The 26,685-nt window shown below is 39.3% G+C and carries 13 protein-coding genes; 6 read left to right on the top strand and 7 right to left on the bottom strand.

Annotation, left to right across the window (positions count from 1 at the left end; translation table 11 throughout):
* Nucleotides 1–6: 6 nt before the first annotated feature.
* From ileS to gdhA, 4 genes are all read right to left on the bottom strand, one after another.
* Nucleotides 7–3,408 carry an isoleucine--tRNA ligase gene (gene ileS, locus HA632_RS07350; protein WP_176306546.1) on the bottom strand — a complete coding sequence of 1,134 codons (3,402 nt, stop codon included), beginning with the start codon at nucleotides 3,406–3,408 and terminating at the stop codon, nucleotides 7–9.
* Between the two features lie 130 nt (nucleotides 3,409–3,538).
* On the bottom strand, nucleotides 3,539–4,252 hold the full coding sequence (recO, locus tag HA632_RS07345; protein ID WP_176306545.1) for a DNA repair protein RecO: 714 nt from the start codon (nucleotides 4,250–4,252) through the stop codon (nucleotides 3,539–3,541).
* Between the two features lie 28 nt (nucleotides 4,253–4,280).
* Entirely contained in the window at nucleotides 4,281–6,572 is a 2,292-nt protein-coding gene (locus HA632_RS07340) for a two-component regulator propeller domain-containing protein (protein ID WP_176306544.1), read from the bottom strand.
* A 164-nt stretch (nucleotides 6,573–6,736) separates the two neighbouring features.
* On the bottom strand, nucleotides 6,737–8,080 hold the full coding sequence (gdhA, locus tag HA632_RS07335; RefSeq protein ID WP_176306543.1) for an NADP-specific glutamate dehydrogenase: 1,344 nt from the start codon (nucleotides 8,078–8,080) through the stop codon (nucleotides 6,737–6,739).
* A 265-nt stretch (nucleotides 8,081–8,345) separates the two neighbouring features.
* On the opposite strand from gdhA, the gene HA632_RS07330 reads away from it, so the two are divergent.
* A complete protein-coding gene (locus tag HA632_RS07330) occupies nucleotides 8,346–9,128 on the top strand; it encodes a glutamate dehydrogenase (RefSeq protein WP_176306542.1) in 783 nt (260 codons plus the stop codon).
* A 3-nt stretch (nucleotides 9,129–9,131) separates the two neighbouring features.
* Here HA632_RS07330 and hflX read toward each other — a convergent pair whose 3' ends face one another.
* Nucleotides 9,132–10,352 carry a GTPase HflX gene (gene hflX, locus HA632_RS07325; protein WP_176306541.1) on the bottom strand — a complete coding sequence of 407 codons (1,221 nt, stop codon included), beginning with the start codon at nucleotides 10,350–10,352 and terminating at the stop codon, nucleotides 9,132–9,134.
* A gap of 189 nt (nucleotides 10,353–10,541) precedes the next feature.
* Between hflX and HA632_RS07320 the strand changes: the two genes are divergently transcribed.
* Genes HA632_RS07320 through HA632_RS07310 form a run of 3 tightly spaced genes read left to right on the top strand, consistent with a single transcriptional unit; the run spans nucleotide 10,542 to nucleotide 20,454 of the window.
* Entirely contained in the window at nucleotides 10,542–17,606 is a 7,065-nt protein-coding gene (locus HA632_RS07320; protein WP_176306540.1) for a choice-of-anchor J domain-containing protein, read from the top strand.
* Nucleotides 17,607–17,644: 38 nt separating this feature from the next.
* Nucleotides 17,645–18,565: a type IX secretion system membrane protein PorP/SprF gene (locus HA632_RS07315; RefSeq protein ID WP_176306539.1), complete on the top strand. Its 921-nt coding sequence runs from the start codon at nucleotides 17,645–17,647 to the stop codon at nucleotides 18,563–18,565.
* A 20-nt stretch (nucleotides 18,566–18,585) separates the two neighbouring features.
* Nucleotides 18,586–20,454: an OmpA family protein gene (locus HA632_RS07310; RefSeq protein WP_176306538.1), complete on the top strand. Its 1,869-nt coding sequence runs from the start codon at nucleotides 18,586–18,588 to the stop codon at nucleotides 20,452–20,454.
* A 78-nt stretch (nucleotides 20,455–20,532) separates the two neighbouring features.
* On the opposite strand, the gene HA632_RS07305 is transcribed toward HA632_RS07310, so the two are convergent.
* Both HA632_RS07305 and HA632_RS07300 read right to left on the bottom strand, forming a co-directional pair.
* Complete coding sequence (locus HA632_RS07305; protein WP_176306537.1) at nucleotides 20,533–21,003, bottom strand: DUF6252 family protein; 471 nt, start codon at nucleotides 21,001–21,003, stop codon at nucleotides 20,533–20,535.
* A gap of 438 nt (nucleotides 21,004–21,441) precedes the next feature.
* Nucleotides 21,442–24,642: a reprolysin-like metallopeptidase gene (locus HA632_RS07300; protein ID WP_176306536.1), complete on the bottom strand. Its 3,201-nt coding sequence runs from the start codon at nucleotides 24,640–24,642 to the stop codon at nucleotides 21,442–21,444.
* Nucleotides 24,643–24,859: 217 nt separating this feature from the next.
* Between HA632_RS07300 and HA632_RS07295 the strand changes: the two genes are divergently transcribed.
* A complete protein-coding gene (locus HA632_RS07295) occupies nucleotides 24,860–25,975 on the top strand; it encodes an FAD-binding oxidoreductase (RefSeq protein ID WP_176306535.1) in 1,116 nt (371 codons plus the stop codon).
* A 1-nt stretch (nucleotide 25,976) separates the two neighbouring features.
* Nucleotides 25,977–26,657 carry a monofunctional biosynthetic peptidoglycan transglycosylase gene (gene mtgA / locus HA632_RS07290; RefSeq protein WP_176306534.1) on the top strand — a complete coding sequence of 227 codons (681 nt, stop codon included), beginning with the start codon at nucleotides 25,977–25,979 and terminating at the stop codon, nucleotides 26,655–26,657.
* Nucleotides 26,658–26,685 lie beyond the last annotated feature (28 nt).

Genomic DNA, 26,685 nt, shown 5'->3' with positions numbered 1-26,685 from the left:
TCTTAATTATTTAGAAATTAATATTCGTGTTTTTATCTCGTCAAATTCTATCTCAGTACCATTGGAAACTTCGTTGTCTAAAACTAAGGTTTCGGTTAAGGTTTCTGATTTGATATAGTTTTCGTTTTCTTGTATAGCTTTCGCTAAACTATCATGATGTTGTAAATGAACTTTAATTTTATCGGTAACTTCAAATCCGCTGTCTTTTCTTAGATTCTGGATTCGGTTCACCAATTCTCTTGCAATACCTTCGTTTTTCAATTCCTCGGTCAGCGTAATATCCAGTGCAACAGTTATGCCATTTGCATTGGCAACCAACCAACCCGGAATATCTTGCGAAGAAATCTCGACGTCTTCTAAGGATAAAATTATACTTTTTCCTGAAATAACAAGCGTTAATTCACCTTTAGCATCCAATTCGTTGATTTGCTCGGGCGTAAAATTTTGTATCTCTTTGGAAATCAAGCCCATGTCCTTGCCAAAACGCGGTCCAAGCGCTTTAAAATTAGGCTTAATTTGCTTTACTAAAACGCCCGATGCATCATCCAAAAGTTCGATTTCTTTGACGTTAACTTCCGCTTTTATCAGGTCGGAAACCGCCTCGATTTCAGCACGTTGTTGCTCGTCAAGTATTGGTATCATTACCTTTTGCAAAGGTTGGCGCACTTTAATCATCTCCTTTTTGCGGAGTGATAAAACCAGTGACGAAACTGTTTGTGCTTTCATCATTTTACTCTCTAACGATTTATCAACAAAGTTTTCAACCGAAACCGGAAATTTTGCCAAATGTACTGACTCAAATTCCTCTGTGTGTGTGGCCTGTGTTAAGTCTCTGTAAAGTTTGTCCATAAAGAACGGTGCGATGGGAGCGGACAATTTTGCCACGTTTAACAAACAAGTATACAATGTTTGGTAAGCCGCAATTTTATCGGTACCGTATTCGCCTTTCCAGAATCTTCTTCGGCACAAACGAACATACCAGTTGCTCAAATTCTCCTGAACGAAATCAGAAATAGCTCTTGCAGCTCTGGTTGGTTCATAATCGGCGTAAGCTTCATCCACCACTTTAATCAAAGTGTGCAATTCGGATAAAATCCAACGGTCGATTTCAGGTCTTTCGTTTAACGGTACTTCTGCTTCTTCGTATTTGAATCCGTCAATGTTAGCATATAAACTAAAGAACGAGTAAGTATTATAAAGTGTTCCGAAGAATTTCCGACGTACTTCGGCCACACCTTCAATGTCAAATTTTAAGTTGTCCCAAGGATTCGCATTGGCAATCATGTACCAACGTGTTGCATCCGGACCATATTCTGCCAATGTTGTGAACGGATCAACGGCGTTGCCTAAACGTTTGGACATTTTTTGTCCGTTTTTGTCTAGAACCAAACCGTTTGACACTACATTTTTATAGGCAATTTTGTCAAAAACCAACGTTCCGATGGCGTGTAAAGTATAGAACCAACCACGAGTTTGATCGACACCTTCGGCTATGAAATCGGCAGGGAAGTCTTTGTTTTCGTCTATTTTATCTTTGTTTTCAAATGGGTAATGCCACTGTGCATAAGGCATAGCACCCGAATCAAACCAAACGTCAATCAAATCGCTTTCGCGTTTCATCGGTTTGCCCGATGGAGAAACTAAAGTGATGTTATCCACTACATTTTTATGTAAATCCACCAAATCATAATTCTCCTCGCTCATGTTGCCTACCTCGAAACCTTGGAAAGGATTTACGGTTTCTACTCCGGCCTGGATTGCCTTTTCTATTTCATTATACAGTTCTTCAACCGAACCAATCAATACTTCTTCTTGTTTGTCTTCGGTTCTCCAAATTGGCAATGGAATTCCCCAATATCTTGAACGCGACAAGTTCCAGTCGTTGGCGTTTTTCAGCCAGTTTCCGAAACGGCCTTCGCCGGTGGCTTTGGGTTTCCAGTTGATGGTGTCGTTTAAGTTGAACATTCTGTCTTTGATATCGGTTACTTTGATGAACCAAGAATCTAAAGGATAATATAACAATGGTTCGTCGGTTCTCCAACTGTGCGGATAACTGTGAACGTATTTTTCTACTTTGAAAGCTTTGTTTTCTTCTTTCAACTGAATCGCAATTTCGACATCGGCAGAACGTTCCGGCGCTTCATTGGCTTCGTAATATTCGTTCTTTACGTATTTACCAGACAAATCGCCCAAACCTTGGATGAATTTTCCTTGTAAATCCACCAACGGCACAGGATTTCCTATTTCGTCTAAAACCAACATTGGCGGTACTTCCGGAGTTGCTTCTTTGGCCACTTTAGCATCATCGGCACCAAAAGTAGGCGCAGTGTGTACAATTCCGGTTCCGTCTTCGGTAGTCACGAAATCTCCTGAAATTACCCTAAAGGCATTTTCCGGATTTTGATATGGTAAAGCCAATGGCATTAGCTGTTCATAACGGATTCCGACTAAGTCAGCCCCTTTGGCTTCGGTTAAGATTTGGTATGGAATTTTTTTGTCTTCGGCTTTGTAATTGGCAAAATCGGCATCACTCTCGGCCATAAAATATTTACCGGCGAATTGTTTCCCGACTAAGTTTTTGGCCAAAACCACAGTAACCGGTTCGAAAGTGTATTGGTTAAACGTTTTCACCAACACATAATCGATTTTTGGTCCGACGGTCAACGCGGTATTACTTGGCAACGTCCACGGTGTGGTTGTCCAAGCGAGTATGTGAATATCACCAAATCCTTGAAGGAAAGAAGGCAATGTTTCCGGTTTTGTTTTGAATTGTGCTACAACCGTTGTATCGGTTACATCGCGGTAACTTCCCGGTTGGTTAACTTCGTGCGAAGACAATCCGGTTCCCGCTTTAGGAGAATAGGGTTGGATGGTGTAGCCTTTGTACAACAAGCCTTTATCGTAGATTTGTTTCAAAAGCCACCAAACGCTTTCCATGTATTTGGATTTGTAGGTCACATACGGATCTTCCATATCTACCCAATACCCCATTTTTTCGGTTAGGTCATTCCATACGTCGGTGTAGCGCATTACGGTTCTTTTACACGCTTCGTTGTATTCTTCGATGGAAATGGTTTTTCCAATGTCTTCTTTGGTGATGCCCAATTCTTTTTCGGTACCTAATTCAACCGGCAAACCATGCGTGTCCCATCCGGCTTTACGCTTAACTTGGTATCCTTTTTGGGTTTTATAACGACAAAAAATATCTTTGATGGCACGAGCCATTACGTGGTGAATTCCGGGCAAACCATTCGCAGACGGCGGACCTTCAAAAAACACAAAAGGCGTGGCGCCTTCGCGAGAAGTTACACTTTGCTCAAAGACGTTATTTTTCTTCCAAAAATCAAGAACTTCCGAGGCCACAGTTGGCAGGTCAAGTCCTTTGTATTCAGTAAACTTAGTACTCATTTTTGTCGTTTTCTTAAATCAGGTTGCGAAAGTAAGGAATTTTGAATAAAAGAGAGAAAAGAAGCAAGAAAAAAGAGGGCTGAGACGTGTTTTTTAAGAATAATTAAAAACAGCCTTCGTTTTTGGAAGATTAAGCAAAAACTTCCTTTAAAACTTCCAGTGATTTAGGTTTTTTGAAACCGTCGAGGTGAATGGTGTAGTAATCGAGTAGGATTTTGAGTAAAATTTGGCGTTCGACACCGGCGAAAACCTTTTGGTTGCTGTCAAATTTGAGTTCGATTAGTTTTTTAAACAGATGGGTTTCGTGTTCGTTAAGGCAGCCGATTCCCAAAAAAGGGGTGAAAAAACCATCTTTCATTTCGAAATGTTTACCGTCAATTTCAGAAGTATCGGGATAGAAGCCTAGGAATTTGGTCACTTCTAGCATTAAAATTAGATGAAAATTTGATGTTTCCTCATGGTGGTCTAACCAAAGCAGCGCCGATTCTAAAAAGATAAATAAGTTTTCATTTTTTTCTTCTTCTTGTATGCTGTGATGTAGAATTTCGGAAAGGAAAATTACAATCGTACTTTTAATGACATCGGTATTGATGGTGTGGTAAGCTGTTGAAAGTCTGATTTCTTTGAAATGTTCTAAAGTGCCTTTGTTTTTGTGATTGGCTTCGATTTCGAGTAGCGTTAACGGTTGGAAATAGGCAATCTTTTGGTTGGATTTTTTAGCCGAAAAAGCGCTTTGTACAAAATAACTTTTCAAGCCATCACTTAGCGTAAAACACTTCACTATCAAGCTTTTTTCTTGGTATTTTAGGGAAGAAATGACAATCGCCTTGGTTTTTACCAACATTGGAATTTGGAATTTTAAGGTTGGAATTTTACCTAATGATCATTACTTTTTTAACGGCAGTTTCAGAAGCATCTTCGGCGGCGATAAAAATCATGTAAACGCCCGATGCCACTTTGTATTTGCCAAAAGCAGTGGTGTCCCATTCGAGGGTTCCGCCTTCAGAAGTCGCTTCGTAAACCAAATTACCTTCGATATCGGTGATTTTGATATTGGCATTGGAAATTAGACCAGCAATTTTAACTGTACCCACAAATTCAGGGCGAACCGGATTTGGATAGACATAGACGTCTTTTAAATCATCTGCGGGCTTGGTAGCCGTGCCTTGAAATGAGACTAATCCTTTGTCGGTAGCAAAGAAAACTTCACCGGTTTCTGCATTGATTTCGACATCATTGACAACATTACTAGGGAGTGGAGAATTGTCTTTAGTAAAATGATAAATGGTTTCTTGTCCATTGGGAGAAAAGAGAAAAACACCCGAGTCGGCAGTACTTATCCATTTTTCGTTGGAACCATTGACCTCAATATCGGTGATGAATTGCTCGTATAAAAGCTCTTGAGCCAAACCATCTTCCAAAATAATAATGGCATTGGCGCGCATTTGGTCAGTTCCGTTGTAACTGCCGGTGCTGGGCAATACGCGAAGGCCTTTATTTGTCCCAATCCATACTTGATTACGGTTATCGATGGCAATGGCTCTGACGTCTTTGGAGGGAAGATTTCCTACGTCAACACCTTCGGTTATTTTTTTAAAGATATTGGTATTTTCGTTGAAAGCGATAACACCGTCAAGGTAAGAAGCAATCCATTTGGTTCCACTGTTGTCAATAGCTATTTTATTCAAATGACTTGAGCCAAAGTTATCCAGAATATCAGTCATGTTGTAGGATTGCCATTGGCCATTTGTTTTCAGAACATTAAGTTGCTTTTGTACATTGCTGTTGGTGACCCAAAGGTTTCCGGTTCGGTCAAAAACAGAGCCGTTTACCCTAATTCCGGTTGTGGTTGCGTTATCCAGCGATTGCAAAGAGCTGTTGGAAACATTGTATAGGGTAGTGGGAATGTCATTGACCACTTCCAACAAACCATTGTGATAAGAACCCACGTACACTTTATTTTCGTCATTGGGATTTATGGTGACTTTAGTTAAAGATTTTGCCCCTAAAACATCGGCATAGGGAATGTTCAACCAGCCGGTTTCACTGTATTTACTTATCCCAAAAGAGGTTAAATCAAACCCGATAAAAGTATAGGGATTATACAATACATTGTATCCGCCATAAGTTGCCCAAAGACTGGAAGAAGAGCTGTCAATGGAAAAGATATAATTTCTGATTGGTCCGTCGGGCATAATGAATTCGAAGCTCGTCGAATTGCTAGTTGTTGACGCTAATAATCCGTTTTCATTGGTCCCGATGTAAATGTTCTCATTAATTACGGTACCACAGGTAAAAGTGACGTTTGATGAGGTGATTTGTGTACTCTGAATATGAGCTGTTTGGGTTAGGCCGGTGTTGTAAACAAACACATGGTTAAGAGAGGTAACGATTAAATAATTCGGTGTCGCTCGAATATCCAATCCGGGTTGTCCGATATCGCTGAACTCTTCAAAAAAACTTCCGTTGTATTTGTATACTTTGTTATTTGTGCTCAGCCCTATTAATTGGTTGTTGAAAGTAACTAAACCAGCCCAATAACCACCGTCAAAGACTTGCCATTGTGCGTAATCGTTCAGGTTAGGGTTGGTGAGTAAAGCCTTTCTGATACCGTGATTTTGAGTGTCTGCATAAATTTCACCATTGTAAATCGCCGTTTGATAAACCCTTATTTCTTCGCCGGCCGGACCAATAAAATAAGTATCGCCAAACTCTAAGGAATCGAGCTTGTATTGCACTATTCCAAAGTCACAAGAAACATAAACAATTCCGTCAAATTCCATAAAGTGGTTGACTTTTTTAATATTAGACGGAATGTTTTTATTGATGATGTCTACTACATTCAACATCGAGCCATTGACGTCATTGATTACAATCATCAATCCGTTTTCATAGCCTACGATGGTCTTGTTGAAAGTATCACTGTGATAAACGGCTGAAATGGTTTGCCCTGAAAGCCCATCGATAGAGTTTATGGTTTGGAGGTTGTTGGTCACCGTATTTTTGATGAACAAGGCATTTTCTGCCGCAGCATAAACTTTGCTGGCTGATTCAGAGACGTCTTTGATTTGATTGTATGAAAAATAGCCTTTCCAATTCTGATTTTCTTGAGAAAAACCAATATGGAAAACAAGTACCAGCAGATATAGTAGGTTCTTTTTCATTTGAGAACAATTAGTGTACAAATATAGTATAAACGCAAAAACTATCGTTTTGGTATTTTACCATAAAAAAATGCTCTCCATACGAGAGCATTTTTAAGGTTTTTATTCCGTTGTCGCTCCATACGGATCGGCAGTGGCCTCGGTTGGTTGGTTGTATACTGAAATTATACGATTCCTTGGGCTAACATGGCATCGGCTACTTTTACGAAACCGGCAACGTTTGCTCCTTTTACGTAATCTGTATAACCATTAGCATCTGTGCCGTATTTCACACAAGCGGCGTGAATATTAGCCATGATGTCTTTTAATCTTTGGTCAACTTCTTCTGAAGTCCAGCTCAAACGCAATGAGTTTTGTGACATTTCAAGACCTGAAGTTGCCACACCTCCGGCATTAGAAGCTTTCCCCGGTGCGAAAAGGATTTTTGCATTTAAGAATACTTCAATAGCTTCGGGAGTAGAAGGCATGTTGGCGCCTTCGGCAACACAAATACAGCCATTGGCTACTAATGCTTTTGCTTCATCTCCGTTTAATTCGTTTTGGGTTGCACAAGGCAAAGCGATATCACATTTTACTTCCCATGGGCGTTTTCCGGCAACGAATTTGGTGTTAGGATATTTGGCTACGTAATCAGAAATTCTGCCGTAGTTTACGTTTTTGATTTCCATGATGTAAGCCAATTTTTCGGCATCAATTCCGTCAGCATCGTGGATATAGCCCGATGAGTCAGAAGCGGTAACTACTTTTCCGCCTAATTGAGTTGCTTTTTGAATGGCGTATTGGGCTACGTTTCCTGAACCGGAAACCACAACTGTTTTACCTGTGAAGCTGTCACCTTTGGTAGCCAACATATTTTGCGCGAAATAAACATCACCGTAACCTGTAGCTTCCGGACGGATTAATGAGCCTCCGAAAGAGATTCCTTTTCCGGTTAAAACGCCGGTAAATTCGTTTCTTAATCTTTTGTATTGACCGAACATATAACCAACTTCTCTACCTCCAACACCGATATCCCCTGCAGGCACGTCTGTGTCAGCACCGATGTGTTTAGACAATTCGGTCATAAAAGCTTGGCAGAATTTCATGATTTCGATATCTGATTTTCCTTTCGGGTCAAAATCGGAACCACCTTTTCCACCACCCATTGGTAGGGTTGTCAAGCTGTTCTTAAAAGTTTGCTCAAAAGCTAAGAATTTTAGGATGCTTAAATTTACAGAAGGGTGGAAACGAATTCCGCCTTTGTAGGGTCCGATAGCAGAGTTCATTTGGATTCTGTAACCACGATTCACTTGTGTATTTCCGGCATCATCAATCCAAGTCACGCGGAACATGATTACTCTTTCCGGCTCCACCATTCTCTCCAAAAGCATTTTGTTTTGGTATTTTTTATTTTGTTCAATAAAAGGAATTACAGTTTCAGCAACTTCTTTTACAGCTTGCATAAATTCAGGCTCATTGGCATTTCTTTTAGCAACCAATTCGATAAATTCGTTAATACTTTGTGACATAAAATATACTGTTTAATTTTTTTAAGAAAACGTTTTCGTAAATTCCGACAAATATACATTTTATTAAAAATATGGGTATACGTTTTTTTAAATTCTCAGAATTTTTACGGTTATGTTAAGAAAATTTGAAGATAGTTGTAATAAATGTTGTCTTTTAAAACTTTTGTTGCTTTTTTTCGTATATAAGCTAACAAATTTTTATTTTATTTTATAACTGAATGATGTTTTTATATATTTGTCGAGAATTGAACTTATTAGTATGCAAATGCCCAAAAAATTTATCATAACCTCGCTGTTGTTATTTGCATTTTCAAATAGCACTTTTGCTCAATTTGGTTTTTCACATGAAATAGGCGCTATTGTTGGTCCTGTTGCCTTTCAATCGGATTACGGTGAGCGACATGATTTTTCTACTAATGCCGGTAACACGGGTTATGGAATAGGAATTATTCACTACCTAAATTTTTCATACAGAGCGGAGTGTAATTGTTATACGCCTGAAACTTATTTTAATGATCACTTCAAATTAAGAAGTGAATTGTCTTACAATAAAACGGAGTTACAACATTTTGGGAGATGGGTTGATAATAATAAAACTTCATTGATAGCCAATCAGTTAAGAGGCATGCGCGGAAGTACATCTGTTACCAATGTTGGGATGCAATTGGAATATTTTCCTTTAAGCATCAGAGATTTTAGTTCTACTATAGGCGCATGGGCACCCTTTATCAGTTTGGGAGGTCAGTTTAGTTTTTATGATCCTGAAGCCTATTCTACACTCGGGGAGTTAAATTCTCCAATTTCAACTCCAATAAAATACATGGGCGCCACTACCAATCAAGGCGGAACTGTTTGGTCTATTGTAGGCAGTATTGGGACTCGCTATAAGCTTACCGAATTATCCGACTTAATGTTGGATTTACGTTGGCAGTATTATTTTTCCAATTGGGTTGACGGTTTAAATCCTGACCCTGCTGTATATGTTGAAAACAGAGCTAACGATTGGAATGTTTGGATAAACTTTGGTTATATCTATTATCTTCAATAAGATTTAATCCTCAATTACATCTTTATAATCCGGATACAAGAATTTATTGTATGGAAAGCGCGTGATGTGAATTTCTCTCACGGCTTCGTATACTTTTTCTCTGAATTCTTCAAAGTTTTCTTTGTTTGTGGCCGAAATAAATAAGGTATTTTTTTCTCCCAAGCTACTCATCCAAGTGGCTTTCCATTCCTCCAGAGTGTAATGTTTGGAGGTTTTTTCAGTAATTAAATCATCGGCTTCAATTTGCAAATGCTTGTAAGCATCAATTTTGTTAAAAACCATGATGGTAGGTTTGTCATTGCTTTTAATGTCCAATAAGATTTGATTTACAGATTGAATGTGCTCTTCAAAATCGGGATGCGAAATATCTACCACATGTAGTAATAAATCCGCCTCTCGCACTTCATCTAAGGTGCTTTTAAAAGATTCTATCAGTTGTGTGGGTAATTTTCTAATAAAACCAACGGTATCGGAGAGTAAGAAAGGCAAATTTTTGATTACTACTTTTCGGACGGTAGTATCGAGTGTGGCGAATAATTTGTTTTCTACAAAAACTTCACTTTTGCTGATTACATTCATCAAAGTCGATTTTCCGACGTTGGTATAGCCCACCAAAGCCACCCTGACCATGGCGCCACGATTACTTCTTTGGACAGACATTTGCTTGTCAATGGTTCTGATTTTTTCTTTTAACAATGCAATTCTGTCGCGAACAATTCTTCGGTCGGTTTCAATTTCAGTTTCTCCCGGTCCGCGTAGTCCTATCCCTCCTTTTTGACGCTCTAAGTGTGTCCACATCCCTGAGAGTCGAGGTAGTAAGTATTGGCATTGTGCCAACTCAACTTGGGTTCTTGCATATGAAGTTTCTGCTCTTTGGGCAAAAATATCCAAGATCAAATTGGTTCGGTCCAGAATTTTGCAGTCTAAAATTTTGGAGATATTTTTTTGTTGTGATGGGGAGAGTTCATCATCAAAAATAACGGTTGAAATATTATTTTCTTTAATAAACAAATGGATTTCATCTATTTTACCCGTTCCTAAAAATGTTTTAGGATTTGGTTTCTCCAATTTTTGTGAAAATCTTTTAATTACTTCTCCGCCTGCGGTATACGTCAAGAATTCTAATTCATCGAGGTATTCATTTAACTTTTCTTCACTTTGGTTTTGAGTAATGATACCGACAATTATTGTTCTCTCAAAATTGATTATTTCTTTTTCTAACATTAGGTCTTATTGAACCACAAAAATAGTGATTAGAAATTTAAGTTAGGCTACATTTTGTTTACCAAATAGTAACATTAGCTTCAATTATTTTGCCAAAAAAAATATAAATGTTATTTTTTTCATAATTTTTACTAAATTTGGAACTCAAAATCCAAAAAAAACTCAATTAAACAACTAAATTTTCATTTCATGAAAAAAATTACTTTACTACTGGTGACCTTATTTTTTTCTATGGTTGGTTATTCTCAATTAACACCAACTGTTGAAGGATTTGAGTCAACCACAGGACCTACCCCGTTACCATCAACTACATGGTCTTTGTCTACGGGGAATTGGGCAGTATTTGACAATGGTGTTGGGCTTAATCAACGATGGGGGATAAATTCTACCGTTGTAACGCCTCCAACCCCGCCGCTTGTTTATCAAGGAGCAAATTCTGCTTATGTCAATAGAGAGAATATTGGCCAAGGGAACACTTCAGAAGATTATTTGTCAACGCCATTGGTTAATATACCAACAAATGGACAACTTCGTTTCTACACTCGTACTTTTTCTACGGGTAATCAGGGAACTTTGTATCAAATAAAAGTGGCGCCTTCAACTGCTTCACAAACTGATCCCGCAGCTTATACTTTGGTACAGCAATGGACTGAAGTTGATTTAACGGTCAACTACAACATTTATGAAGAAAAATTGGTTGATTTGTCGGCTTACGCGAATCAACAAGTTTATGTTTCGTTTGTTAAAGTGTATACACAGCCACTAACTGTTTTAGATGGTGATCGTTGGTTAATAGACAATGTTAGTATACTTGAAAGATGTTTAGATCCTACAAACCTTGCTGCTAACGGAATAACGCAAACTTCAGCAAACTTAAGCTGGGGTAATCCAAGTGGAGCGACGTCATGGGAGATTGAAGTTTTGCCGGTAGCAGGCACCTTCACGGGTGTTGGTGTGGTTTATAATGGTGCTTTGCCATTTAATGCTACTGCAACTGCAACCGGAACGCCATTGGCGCCTTCAACAGATTATAAATATTATGTGAGAGCCTTGTGTTCGAATGGGTCTAACAGTCTTTGGATTGGACCATTTAATTTCTCGACAACCTCTCCAGGGTTTTCTTGTGCGGCTCCAATTGTTATTGGGTCGGTTCCATATAGTACAACGGATAATACCGGGAACTATGGTGATACAACCGACGTGGCACAACCTGCAGCTTGTGCGGGAACGGCAACCAATTACATGACTGGAAACGATGTATTTTACTCTTATACTCCAACCACTAGTGGTGCTATTAGTGTTACAATGACACCTACGGCAAACTGGTCGGGGGTATTCGTATATCAAGGTTGTGCTAATGTAGGAGTTAGCTGTTTGGCCGGTGTGGCCAATACCGGTGGAGCTCCTAGAGTTATTCCGAGTATAGCAGTAACAGCCGGACAAGAATACATCATCGTTATTTCAACCAATGCAGCGCCTCAAACAATAGGTTATACATTGGTAATTCAAACTGTAAACTGTGCCGAACCAACTACATTATCAGTTAGTGGTTTAACACAAACATCAGCCAATTTATCTTGGGCCAATCCGGGTGGTGCTACTTCATGGGAAGTTGCTGTTCAAACGGCAGGATCACCTATACCTGCAGGGCCGGGAGTACAAACGAATGTTAATGCGAACTACCTTGTACCGGGACTTACCGTAAACACTGCTTATCAGTATTATGTAAGAGCAGATTGTAACAATGGTACTTTCAGTGCTTGGGCAGGACCTTTCTTATTTAATACTTTGTGTGATGCTTTCCCGGTTCCATTCCAAGAAGGTTTTAATACAGGGTCTCCAACTGAAAACTGTTGGACGGTATTAAATTTAAATAATGATGCTGACGCTTGGAATATGAATTATGCAACTACTCCATTTGAAGGTAATCAATGTGCCGCAATTACTACAGACTTTAATGCTGGTGCTAACAACGATTGGTTGATTTCTCCTCAAATCATATTAAACGGTAACCAAAGATTGAAATTCCATTATAGAGTTCAATCAACCGGCGAGCCAAATGATTTTAGAGTAATGTTGTCTCAAAACGGGACAAGCCCGGCTGACTTTACAACCACTTTAATTCCTTTAGCATCCTATAACAATACTACCTATGTTCAAAGAATCCAAACTTTAGCTGGAATCAGCGGACCGGTAAATATTGCATGGCATATTCCGGCTGGAGGTTTAGATGGATGGAGATTGTATATCGATAATGTAATTATTGAAGATATCCCAACATGTCCTGAGCCTACTTTAGTAGCTTCAAGCGGAGTGTTATCAACATCTGCAACTATATCGTGGACTAATGGAGGTTCGGAAACAGCTTGGCAAGTTTTAGCTTTGCCTTGTGGTTCTCCGGCTCCTACAGCAAGTTCAACTGGATTTGTTGATGTTACTGCAGGTCCGCCTTACACTTTGACCGGTTTAACACCAACAACTTGTTATGATGTTTATGTAAGAGCGGTATGTTCTCCAACAGACATTAGTCCATGGACAGGGCCTGCTACGTTTACAACACAAGTAGCGCCACCGGTTTGTGGCGGTACATTTACTGACCCGGGTGGACCAAATGGTGATTATGCGGGAAGTACAGATTCAACAGTAACGATTTGTCCGGTTAACCCTGGAGATGTTGTTACAGTAACCTTTAATTTATTTGAAACAGAAGCCAATTGGGATGCCTTATACGTTTTTGACGGTAATTCAATCACAGCGCCTCAAATAGCCAGTACCAATGGTGCAGGTAATGTACCCGGAGGATTGCCAGGTGGATATTGGGGAACTGCAATACCAGGTCCTTTCACTTCATCAAGTGCAGACGGATGTTTAACTTTCAGATTTAGAAGTGACACTTCTGTTCAAGATGCGGGATGGGTTGCCAATGTAACTTGTGGTCCGCCACCAACTTGTAGAAGACCAACTGCGGTTACAACTTCAACAGTTACTTCAAATTCAGTGATATTAAACTGGACACAACCAACAAACCCTGACAATAGTGTGGCATCTGCATGGCAAGTTTTGGCTTTACCATGTGGTTCACCTGCTCCTGCAGCTAATGCAACAGGTTTTGTTGATGTGACTTCTGGACCACCATACACATTGACAGGTCTGAGTTCTTCAACTTGTTATGATATTTATATTAGAGCAGTATGTAGCTCTACCGATAGCAGTATCTGGTCTGGTCCGTCTACTATAACAACACAAGTAGCACCTCCCGTTTGTGGTGGTACATTTGTTGACGCTGGAGGTCCTGCAAATTACCCAGGAAATTCAGATTCTACCGTTACTGTTTGTCCGGTAAACCCTGGAGATGTTGTTACAGTAACATTTACTTCATTTAATACGGAAACCAATTGGGATGCCTTGTATGTTTTTGACGGTAACTCAATTACTTCACCTCAAATTGCCAGTACCAATGGAGCAGGAAATGTTCCCGGCGGTTTAACTGGAGGATATTGGGGATCTACCATACCTGGTCCGTTTACCTCATCAAGTCCTGATGGATGTTTGACCTTCAGATTCAGAAGTGATGGGGCAGTTAACTTAGCAGGATGGGTTGCCAATGTAACTTGTAATCCGGCTCCGGAATGTCAAAGACCAAACACATTGACAGCAACAAATATTACAACAACTTCTGCTTATTTAGGATGGTCAGAACCTAACCCAGCTATAGTGCAGTGGGAGGTTATTATATTGCCTTTAGGATCTCCTGTGCCATCGCCATCAGCAACCGGAACTATAGTTTCAACTAATCCGGCTTTATTTACCGGTTTAGATTCAGGAACACAATATACTTTCTATGTAAGAGGAATTTGTCCAACATCAGGAACTAGTTTGTGGTCAACAGGATTTAATTTTAATACTCTAATAGAAAATGACAATTGTGATGGGGCAATATTTGCGCCTGTAAATTCTGACGCAGTTTGTCAGCTAGTCACTCCGGGAACTATCACCGGTGCAACGGCTTCAGTTGCTCCCGGAATTGTAGCGCCATGTGTCGGAACACCTGATGATGATGTTTGGTTCCAATTTATAGCTACAAATGCTTATTTAAATGTTTCATTACAAAGTGTTGTTGGTTCAACAACCAACTTAAATTTTGCAGTATATTCAGGACAATGCGGTACTTTAACTCAAGTGTTCTGTAGTACAAATTTAGCGGGTGTATTGAACAACTTAACAGTAGGAGCGACCTATTACATTAGAGTATTCTCTAACTCAGCTACACCACAGTCAGCCAACTTTAATTTATGTATCTCAACTCCTTCAACATGTGCTAACAGTTCATCAATATGTAGTGAGGATGGTTTAAATTATGGTAATACTACAGGAGTTACCAGTTTGGGGCAGATAGGATGTTTATTTACTTCACCTAACCCAACTTTCTTTACTATTCAAGTAGTTACATCAGGTCCAATTAATTACCTATTAACACAATCAACAACTCCTGGAGGAACACCTAATTTAGATGTTGATTATGCGGCATGGGGACCTTTCTCTACACAAGCTCAAGTTTGTGCGGCCATTGCCGGAGGTCAGGCACCTTTGACCGGTTTGACTACAGGATGTAGTTATTCGGCAGCGCCAACTGAAAACTTTAATATAGCCAATGCCGTGGCAGGACAGTTCTATGTAATTTTAATTACAAACTTCTCCAACCAACCGGGTTATATTACTTTGACACAAACAAATTTTGGGACTACTTCTGGAGCAACTCTTTGTTGTCCGGAAGCTGATTTTGCTTATTCTTCATCAACTTATTGTATTGACCCAAGTGTTGCCAACCCGATTCCAACTCTTCCACAAGGTTCTGTTGCCGGGGTATTCTCATTGTTGCCAAATACTCCTACCGGATTAGTATTTGCTAATACAGCAACTGGAGAGATTGATTTACAAAACAGTTTGCCAGGAAATTATGTTGTTGTTAATACATTAGCTGCAAACGGTACTTGTTTAGAAATACAATATACTTTCACTATAAGCCTTGTACTACCAGCGGCAGCAACTATTGTCTATGGTGCAACGTCCTATTGCGAAAGTGATACAACGGTATACAACGTAACTCAAACCGGAACGACAGGAGGTACATACTCGGCGTTGCCAAATGGTGGTTTGTTTATTGATGTTAACACAGGGGCGATCAATCCAAGTTTGAGTTCACCAGGTGTTTACACCGTTTCTTACTCTTTACCTGGATCTGGAGTTTGTATAGGGGCTAATCCTTCTACTCAAGTTGAGATTGCTCCGTTACCAAGTATTACTCAACCTGCAGATGTTCAAGCTTGTAATAGTTATGCACTTCCGGCTTTATCAGTAGGGAACTATTTTGATGGGCCTGGTGGAACAGGAAATCAGTTGAGTGCAGGTTATTTAGTAACTAACACACAAACGCTTTATATATATGCGGTTAGTAATTTAGGTTGTATCAATGAAGTTTCATTTACAGTAAATATTATTTCAGTACCTACCCCAACAGTAAATGTTACACAGACAACTTGTACTGTTCAAACAGGAACGATAGAAGTTACTTCACCGGTTTCAACAGGAGGCTTACCATCTAATTTATTTATTTCTGAGATTACAGATGCCACTTCAGGCGCATTAACTTACATTGAGATATTTAATGGTACTGGTGCTGCTGTTGATTTGAGCAATTATAAATTAAGAACATTCAATAATGGTTCTGCAACGGTAACTTCTTCTTGTGACAATACTTTATCCGGAATTTTAAACAACAATAGTACTTTTGTAGTTGCTGTTGGAAGCGCTACCAATCAAGGAGGTATTGTTCCAAACCAGGTTTTTGCATTGTGTACAGGAGTTAATGTTGATGATAACATCAGATTAACTACAACTGCCAATGTTGACATAGACATTTGGGGAAGAGTAGATGGAACGACATTTACACCAGGAGGTCAGCCAGGATATACTTACAGAAGAAACACTACAGCTGTTGCTCCAAGTACAACATGGAATGCTGCAGACTGGACTACAACTGATCCGGAAGATTATACAAATATTGGTAGTTATGCTACACCGGCATCTGTTTATCAATATAGCTTAGACAATGGTGCTTATCAAGTAAGTACAACTTTCAATAATGTTGCGCCAGGAACACACACAGTTACAGTTCTTGATTTGGCAACAGGATGTTCCTCATTACCGCTTACTGTTGTAATCAATCCTGTACCATTTACCCCAACAGTTTTAGGATTTAGTTATACAACACCAATTTGTCAAAATGCTCAGGCAACATTATCACCTGTTTTAGACCCTGGATTTACTACTAATGGTCAATTTACAGGTACTGCTGGATTGGTAATTAATGGAAATACAGGGGTAATTACTTTAGGCGCTAATGGTTCAACACCGGGTAATCATACTATTACATATACTGTTTTACCGGATAACAATATTTGTTTAGCCGGCGGTGCATTTACATTTGATATTGTAATTAACCCAATAATCACACCGGTTACGACTATAGGGTATGATGCCTTATACTGTTCTGACGAAGATGATCCGCTACCTGATACAAGTGCACCTGGATTTACTACTGGCGGCACATTTACCGGAACGAATGGATTGCTAATTAACGCTTCAACAGGTTTAGTTGATTTATCTTCTCCGGCTGGAACTTATACTGTAACTTATAGTGTTGGAGCTGATTCGAATACTTGTAGAGTACCGGGTTCAAGTACTGCCCAAGTAGTGATCTCATCGCCAATTCAAATTGTTGCCACTGGTAATTGTGAAGGCGTTCAGTTTGTGTTAACGGCATCTCCGGTTGAAGGAACGTTTGATTCAAATGTTACTTTTGTATGGGAGAACAGTGCAGGAACAGTAGTAGGTAGTACACAAAGTATTGTGGTTACAGCTTTAGACACTTATACTGTTACTGTCACTTCTAACGGATGTCCTGATTCCGCATCATTACCAGTTGATGCAATAACTTGTGTTATTCAAAAAGGTATTTCTGCTAATAATGATGGCTATAATGACTATTTTGACCTTAGAGGTTTCAATGTTAAGAAATTATCTATTTTTAACAGATATGGAATGAAAGTATATACCAAAGGAAATTATACTGATCAATGGAAAGGTCAATCTGATGATGGAGACGAACTTCCTGACGGAACCTATTATTTCGTAATTGAAAGAGATAATGGAGAAAACAGAACAGGCTGGATTTACATCAACAGAGCACAATAGGACATTATAAATTTGCATTCAAAATAAAACAAAACAAAATGAAGAAACTATATTTCATTGCAGTATTAGCTTTAGCAGTAACAGAGTTAAGAGCACAGCAAGATCCTCATTACACTCAATATATGTACAATATGAGTGTTATGAATCCGGCCTACGCAGGGTCTAAAGAAGCTGTTTCAGGCGGTTTACTTTATCGTAAGCAATGGGTTGAAATTGAAGATGCTCCGACTACAGGAACGTTTTTTATACACAGCCCTGTTGGTAGAAACGTTGGATTAGGTCTCTCTGTTATATCAGATAAAATCGGTCCTGTAGAAGAAAACAACTTCTATGCAGACTTCTCCTATACCTTAAACTTAGGAGGTGAAAAGAGATTGGCTTTTGGTTTAAAAGCCGGTCTCACCATGCACAAAATCGATTTTAACTATATTTTCGAAACCTTACCACAACCGGTTCCGCAAGATCCATTTAGTGCCGGAAATCCTAACAATACCTTCTTAAATGTTGGTTCAGGGGTTTTCTATTATACGGACAAGTACTATGTTGCTTTCTCTGTGCCGAATATGTTAAAGTCTAAATATTTAGATTTTGACGGAAGAGAATACGGAACCGATGTAATGCACTATTTCTTGACCGGAGGTTATGTTTTCGACATTAATCCGAACTTGAAATTTAAACCTTTCGCGATGATTAAATCATCGTTGAATGCACCAACATCTTTTGATGTATCGACCAATTTTATGCTTTATGATAAGTTAGAATTAGGAGCAACCTATAGAGTAGAAGACTCTTTCGGGGCGATGGTTAACTTTGTAATCACACCTAGCTTAAGAGTGGGATATGCTTACGACCACATCGTTTCAGATTTGAATACAGTAACACCATCTTCACACGAGGTAATGTTATTGTTCGATTTGAACTTCCCGAAAAAAGTATCACGTTCACCAAGATATTTCTAACCTATAAAGAAACCTAAAAAATGAAAAATCTATATATAGCCTTAAGTTTTGTAGCCTTTAGTTTTACTCTTTCGGCACAAAATAAAGATACCAAAGCTGCCGATAAATTATTCGCTCGATACGAATATGTCGATGCAGCCAAAACTTATCTGAAACTTGTTGAGAACGATAAAGGAGATGCTTATGTGTATAAGCAATTGGCCGATACTTATTACAACATGTTTAACTCTACAGAAGCTGTAAAATGGTACGCCAAAGCAACTGAAACTGATCAGGATGCGGAGACTTACTATCGTTATGCTCAGATGTTAAAAGCCAATGGTAAATATGAAGAAGCCAACAAGCAAATGCAAAAATTTGCCGCTGCTGCACCAAACGATCAACGTGCCAAAGCTTTCAAAGAAAACCCTAATTACGTTCCTAGATTATTAGACAAAACGAAATTGTATAATGTTAACCCTTCTGACATTAGTAGTGATAAATCTGATTTTGGTGCAGTGCTTTATGACAACAGTTTGTATTTTGCCAGCGCCCGTAACGGTGCCCGTAAAACTTATGGTTGGACAGAAGAGCCTTTCTTAGACATTTACAAAGCCGATTACAATTCGGATGGGACGATTACTAACGCAGGTGTTGTTGCCTCTTTAAATTCTAAATGGCACGATGGTCCGGTGACTATAAGTGCTGATGGAAATACAGCTTATTTTGCCAGCGAAAGCTACAAAGAGAAAGACTACGAAAAGGATAAAAAGAACAATGCCCGTTTCAGTCAGGTATATTTGTTTAAAGCTACTAAAAGTGGTGACACTTGGGGAGAGCTTACCGCTTTGCCTTTTAATGACAAAACCTATTCAAACAGTAACCCTTCTCTGAGTAGAGACGGTAAAACTTTATACTTCTCTTCTAACAGACCAGGAAGTTTAGGAGGTGTTGATATTTGGAAAGTTGCCATAAATGAGGATGGTACTTATGGTGAACCTCAAAACTTAGGCAGTAAAATAAATACTGAAGGCAACGAAAGTTTTCCTTTCATAGCTGATGATAACAAAACATTGTACTTCGCTTCAGCCGGAAAACAAGGTTTAGGTGGTTATGATGTTTATCAGGCTGACTTATCAAGCGGTGCTGAAGCTACTAACTTAGGAAAACCGGTTAATACAGAAAAAGACGATTTTGCTTTCTCTTTCAACGGGACTAAAAATGTTGGTTTCCTGTCCAGTAACCGTGGTGGCAATGACGATATCTTAGTAGTAAGCCCGATTTGTGGGGTTGATGTAACTATTGTGGTTACCGATGCTAAAACGGGCGCTATTTTAGCGAATGCTAACGTGGCTATCTTGGATGATAAGAAAAACGTAATTGCTACTGAAATGTCTAATGCCAGAGGTGAAGTAAAATACAGAGTAGAGTGTGACAAACCTTATGTAGTACAAGCTTCTAAAGACGGTTATGAAGGTAATACTTTTGCCGTTACACCAAGCAAAGGACCAACAGCTAAAGTGGATGCTGCATTACAACCAATAGACGTGATTGTAACACCAACAGAAATTATCTTAAAACCAATTTTCTTTGAATACGACAAAAGCAACATCACTCAGGAAGGTGCTTTTGAGTTAGACAAATTGGTTCAGGTGATGAAGAACAATGACAAGTTAGTTATTTTGGCTAAATCACATACTGATAACCGAGGAACTGACCGTTACAACCAAAGATTGTCTGAAAGAAGAGCCAAATCAACGGCGCAATACATCATTTCTAAAGGCATTGATGCCAGCAGAATTTCTGCTAAAGGAATGGGTGAGTTAGAGCCTAAAGTGGATTGCGGTAAAGACTGTACTGAAGAGCAACACGCTCAAAACAGACGTTCAGAATTCTTGATAGTGAAGTAATTATTTACTCCTAAAATATAAAAACCCCGAACAGCAATGTTCGGGGTTTTTGTTTTATGCTTTTGCAGGATAAAATACTTATTCTATATTTTCAGCTCTAAAGCTTCCTTCTGTGACTGTAATGGTGCCTCCGTTTCCATCATCTCCTGTAAAAGAAAAAGTGCCTTTAATAACGTTTGCATTAACTTCTGTAATAACCATTGTTCCTGTTTCGTTATCGGTGTAAACTTCTTCGTTAAAATCACTGAAACTTCCTGCATAAGAATTAACATTAGAAGGCTCATCAGTAATTGTGAACGTGCCTGTAGCAACATTTAAAGGCGTAAATAATGTTACCACCTTACCGTTATCGGCATTGTTTCCTGTGATTGATTTGGCCAAAGAATTGATAACCATCGGATCGGCAAATTCTACCCAGGTTCCGTTTACCTTACATTTTAAGTAAAAGTTTGTAGAGGCACTGCTGTTGCTATCAGAACTACAGTTAAAAGAAATAGCACCGGCAATTGCCAATACAATCAGCATAGCTGCTTTTTTGAATGTTTTCATAATTTAATTTTTGTTTTTTAATAAATTGGCTCCAAAAGTATTGGAAATAATCTTAGCCTGAATAGGAAAGCGGAATTATTTATGATATAGTTGTGCTTATTTATTTTGGAAATCAGAATATAGAGCAACCAAAAGATTTTCTCTAGTTAAGAGATGTCTTTTTGCCTACATTATTAAGATTACAGATTTTGGAGAAAATAGGTTGTTAAAATTCTTTTTTTATAAAAGACATATCCTAACCAGCCCCGATTGTAATGGAAATCCTTTTGGATTATCCTGTAGCAAAGCGGAAGGAAAATACAATAAGATTGTAATGAAAAGCGGGAATATCGATGCCAAGAACACCCAAACCTTTCGCTTCTAAAATAATCCATAAAAAAAGCCACTCCTTTAAGAGTGGCTTTTAAACTATTGGCTAATGCCTGATTACTTTTGGCTTTATTCCTTAATAAAACGTTTGGTAGTGGTTGAAGTTCCGTTGCTTATTTCGATCAAGTAAGTTCCGGCTTTTAACGAGCCTACGAATACACTGTTGTTTTCGATTTTGCCTTTCCCTAATTCTTGTCCCATCATGTTGAAAATTCTAAACGAGGCATCAGTGTCAAGATTGTCAATGTTTAAAATATCTCCTTTTACCGGGTTTGGATACAAGTTGAAAACAACTCTGGCGGTGTTGTCTTCCAAACGAGCCGTTGCTGTGATGTTTACCGTGTAGTCTTCTACTTCACCATCTGCAAAAGTTTCACAAGAGGTTGGCGAGGCATTGTACTTCATAGAAACACGCATTCTGGTTTGACCTAACAAAGCAGTAGCCGGAACGGTAAAGCTTCCTGAAATAGGGGTGCTTTTGGTTTTAGCTCGGTTGAACACTTGTTCTCCGGAATCAAGAAAATCTCCATCTTGGTTGTAATCAATCCATACTCGGTAAGCTTCGCTGTAAACTGTTCCTGTCCAAGCCGGAGTAATGGTGACTGTATTTGCGGTCCCGCGAACTAAATTAGTAGAAAGGGAAGTAAAGTTGCCATATCCGCCGTTGTTGCCTGATAGGTTGTTGATGGTGCCCAATTGTACTCTGTTGATGTATTCATCGGTAGTGTTATTTCCTCTTGAAGTACAATAAGTAACTGATGGCGTAAGTGTGTTTACATTCACGGTGTTACTGGCCGTAGAAGCATTGCCTGCGGCATCTTTAGCAATTACATAGAAAGTATAAGCCGTTGAAGCCGTTAAGCCTGTTGCTCCATAAGTAGTTGATACTGTCGACGCTAAGAAAGAACCATTTCTGTATACATCATACCCTGTTACAGCAATATTATCTGTAGCTCCTGACCATGATAAATTAGTTGAATTAGAAGTAGTTCCTGAAGCGTTCAAAGTGGGTGCCGTTGGCGCAGTGGTATCAGGGGTAAGTGTGGTTACATTTACGGTATTACTAGCCGGAGAAACATTGCCTGCAGCGTCTTTGGCAATCACATAGAAGCTATATGCCGTAGAAGATGCTAATCCTGTCGCTGCAAAAGCAGTGGCTGCGGTAGAAGCTCTGAAAACACCGTCTTGGTATACATCATAACCTGTTACGCCAATGTTGTCTGTGGCACCCGACCAAGATAAGTTGGTTGAGTTGGTGGTAGTTCCTGAAGCACTTAAAGTAGCAGCGGTAGGTGCGGTAGTATCCGGAGCCGAATTGGTAATGGTAAAGTTAGTATTAGATACATCAAAGAAAATATGATTGGTTCCTTTTACCATGATACGATTGGTTGTTCCGGCTAGATTTGGAATAGTAACCGCTTGTGTTCCGTCATTAGGTGTAGCAGCCAATAAAGTTATGGGATAAGTAAATCCTCCGTCAGTTGACAATAGGATGTCTACATTGGCACAATTCACATTATTCGCAGTAGTTCCTGCCACATTCCAAGTCACTGTTTGTGTGCTGTTACCCGCATACGTAACAGCGGTGTTAGGAGCACTTACGGTAAATGGTCCGGCCGTAGCGTTAACGGTAACAATCATGTCGTCACTATTATTAGCAGAACCACCGGCTCTGTTGTCACGAACGGTCAACCTGAAGTTCATGGTTCTGGCTACTGAAGGTAAAGCTTCTACAGTGATTTCAGATCCTGCCGTGGTTGTGGCGCCGGTTAAAACCGATTGAATTCTTGGGAAATACCTAACCGGAGAGGTTGAGGAATTGTAAGAGCGGAATGTTGGTCCACTGGTTCTGGTAGCGCTTGCTGCTGAACTGGTTCCGGTAGCGGTACTCGCTGCATTGTCAAATTGTTCCCAGTTGTAGGTCAAAGCATCTCCATTAGCATCGCTTCCTGAACCGGTTAGCATGAATGGCGTGCTTTTAGGGATAGTATAATCTAAACCGGCATTGGCTGTTGGTACAGCATTTCCTGTAGCAGTGTTGGTTTGACAAGTTTTTCCTTTGATATTATTGGTAACTTGTTGGATACTGATCGCGTGAAAATAAGCATCAGAATGTGGTTGTACGTCTTGAGCCGTAATTCCGGCATAGCCCATAATGGTCGAGCCACTGCCCGGTTCCATATTGGCTCCTGTACCTTCATTACTCATTGAGAAAGTGTGGTTGGCTCCAAATTGGTGACCCAATTCGTGGGCCACATAATCGATATCAAAATTGTCTCCGTAAGGAATTCCGTCTGCAGGCGAGGTATATCCGCGACCTTTAGAACCATTTACGCAAACACATCCGATACAACCCGCATTTCCACCACCACCGGTAGCACCAAATAAATGGCCTACATCGTAGTTGGCTTCACCGATTATATTGGTTAAAGTGGTTTGCAATTGGTTATTCCAATTAGACATACTTGAAGATGCTGAGTAAGGATCGGTTGAGGCATTGGTATAAATTACCAAATCAGTATTGGCAATAATCACCATTCTTACGCCAAAATCTTTTTCAAAAACCCCATTACATCTGGTGATAGAGTTGTTGATGGCTGCCAAAGCCAAAGCTTTAGTGCCGCCAAAGTATGTGCCGTATTCTCCGGTACAAGACATGGCCAAACGAAACGTTCTCAAAGTGGAGTCGTCCGCATTGGGTCTTAAATTTGTACCGTCAATTTGTGGGGCTACATTATCAACTACAGAACATTCAAAAGTACTCAAAGACTTCTTTTTATCTGCTTTTCTATAGACAGTGTATGTTGTTAAATCTTGAGAGATTGGTTCAATGAATACTGCAGCTTTGTCTGCGTTTAAAGTCATCGCTTTGAATCCAAGCGGAGAAACGCTGAAATAGGAGGTCGATGTAGGATTGTCAATTCCTATACCAATGTAAGATTTGATTTCGGGATAACGAGCCGCTAAAGCTGGGTCTAGAACCGAATTTTGGTACACTATAAATCTCTCCAAAACGCCATTTTCATTTGGAATAGAAATGGTAACTCCGGCGCTTTTTACACTTGCGAATCGTTGAGGAGCATTGGCCAAAACATTTTTCAGATCGTCCAGATTTAAGGTTAAAAGATGGTTTTCCGGCAGTACCATTCCGCTTTCCAACGGTATCATGTCACTTTTCTTGGTGGTTGAGTTCCATAGTGCATTTCCCGTTTGAGAAAAAGCTACACTGCTGATTGTCAATATAGCAATGGTAAGTAATTTGTACTTCATAAATGATTGAATTTGGTTAAATAATCATTTCAAAAGTAAAATTATTTTTCACAGTACAACAACTAAAACGCTAAAAATCTTAACAAATCGATAAACTACAAGCAATGTTGCTGATGAAAAACAAACAAATTAATTAAAATGATATTAAATTCGAAAAAACTATGTTCGAGAAGGTTGAGCAATGGCGAAAAAAAGTAATTTTAAAAAAAAATTAAGGATGCATTTCAGTTACTGGGAACTTAAAAATTGGTTTACCAATATCGACTTCACTATCGTAGGTAGTGGAATCGTTGGTTTGCACTGTGCTCTGGCTTTGCGTGAAAGATTTCCCGAGCATAAAATATTGGTTTTGGAGAGAGGCATTTTGCCCCAAGGCGCCAGTACTAAGAATGCCGGTTTTGCTTGTTTTGGCAGTTTGTCTGAGATTTTAGACGATTTAAAATCACATAGCGAAGAAGAGGTCATTCAGTTGATCCAAAAGCGTTGGAATGGTTTGCAATTGCTGCGAAAAAACCTGGGTGATGCTGCTATTGATTTCAAGCCCTTTGGCGGCTATGAATTGTTCCTTAAAACCGATGAAAGTAGTTATAGTGAGTGTTTGCAAAAGTTGCCTTTTGTCAACGAAATTCTAAAACCGATATTTAGAACCGATGTTTTTGCCAAAGAAGTCGACCGTTTTGATTTTAAAGGCATACAAGAATATCTGATTTTTAATCCCTACGAAGCCCAAATTGATACAGGAAAAATGATGCACACTTTATTGCAAAAAGCAATCGCGAATAACATTATGGTTCTAAATCAAGTTGAAGTGACTTCATTTCAGGAACAAAATAATCAGGTGGAAATTGCGCTTGGGGATTTTAGTTTTAGGGCCAAAAAATTGCTTTTTGCAACCAATGGTTTTGCCGGAGCGTTAACCAATCACCAAGTGAAACCCGCCAGAGCCCAAGTCTTAATTACTGAACCAATCCCTGATTTAGATATCAAAGGAACTTTTCATTTGGATAAAGGGTATTATTATTTCAGAAATATTGATGACAGAATACTTTTTGGTGGTGGCCGAAATTTAGATTTCGAAGGAGAAACCACTACGGATTTAACACAAACTGATTTAATCCAAAATCGTTTGGAGGAATTACTAAAAGAAGTAATTTTACCCGATACCGATTTCAAAATCGCTCACCGTTGGAGCGGCATCATGGGATTAGGCTCGAGCAAAAGACCAATTGTAGACCAGTTGTCCGAGAATGTCTATTGTGGTGTGAGATTAGGAGGAATGGGCGTCGCCATTGGTAGTTTAATAGGTCAGGAATTAGCAGATTTAGTCAAGTAATATGATAAAAAAGATTTTTGGGTGGCTTAAAAAAGCCATGCTTTGGTTCTTGGGACTTTCCATCCTAACCGTAATTGTTTTTAAATGGGTGCCAATACCCATTACTCCATTGATGATTACACGCGCTATAGAAAATAAAATCGACGGCAATGATGCTGTGCTCAGCCACGATTGGGTACCGTTGGAGGAGATTTCTTCCAATCTTCAAAAAGCCGTAATCGCCAGCGAGGATGGTAATTTTTTGAAGCACAATGGTTTTGATTTTGCAGCGATGCAAAAAGCTTTTAAGAATAACCAAAAAGGGAAAAGACTAAAAGGTGGCAGTACCATTTCTCAACAAACCGCTAAAAATGTTTTCCTTTGGCAAGGGCGCAGTTATTTGCGCAAAGGATTGGAAGCGTATTTCACTGTTTTAATTGAACTTATTTGGGGTAAAGAGCGCATCATGGAAGTATACCTCAACAGCATCGAAATGGGAAATGGTGTTTATGGTGCCCAAGAAGCAGCTCGAGTTTGGTACCGTACTTCGGCAGCCAATCTTACCAAAAGAGAAGCCGCTGGGATAGCAGCGATATTGCCTAATCCAAGAAAATACAAAGCCTCGAACTCTTCCGGTTATATCGAACGAAGAAAAGACCGAATCATGCGCAACATGCGACACATTGGTAAAATAGAATATTAAAAAAGCCGTCTCGATTATCGGGACGGCT

The organism is Flavobacterium sp. J49 (assembly GCF_011742145.1).
Lineage (GTDB): Bacteria > Bacteroidota > Bacteroidia > Flavobacteriales > Flavobacteriaceae > Flavobacterium.
Note: the sequence above shows the minus strand (reverse complement) of the source record. Positions and strands in the feature narration are given on the sequence as shown.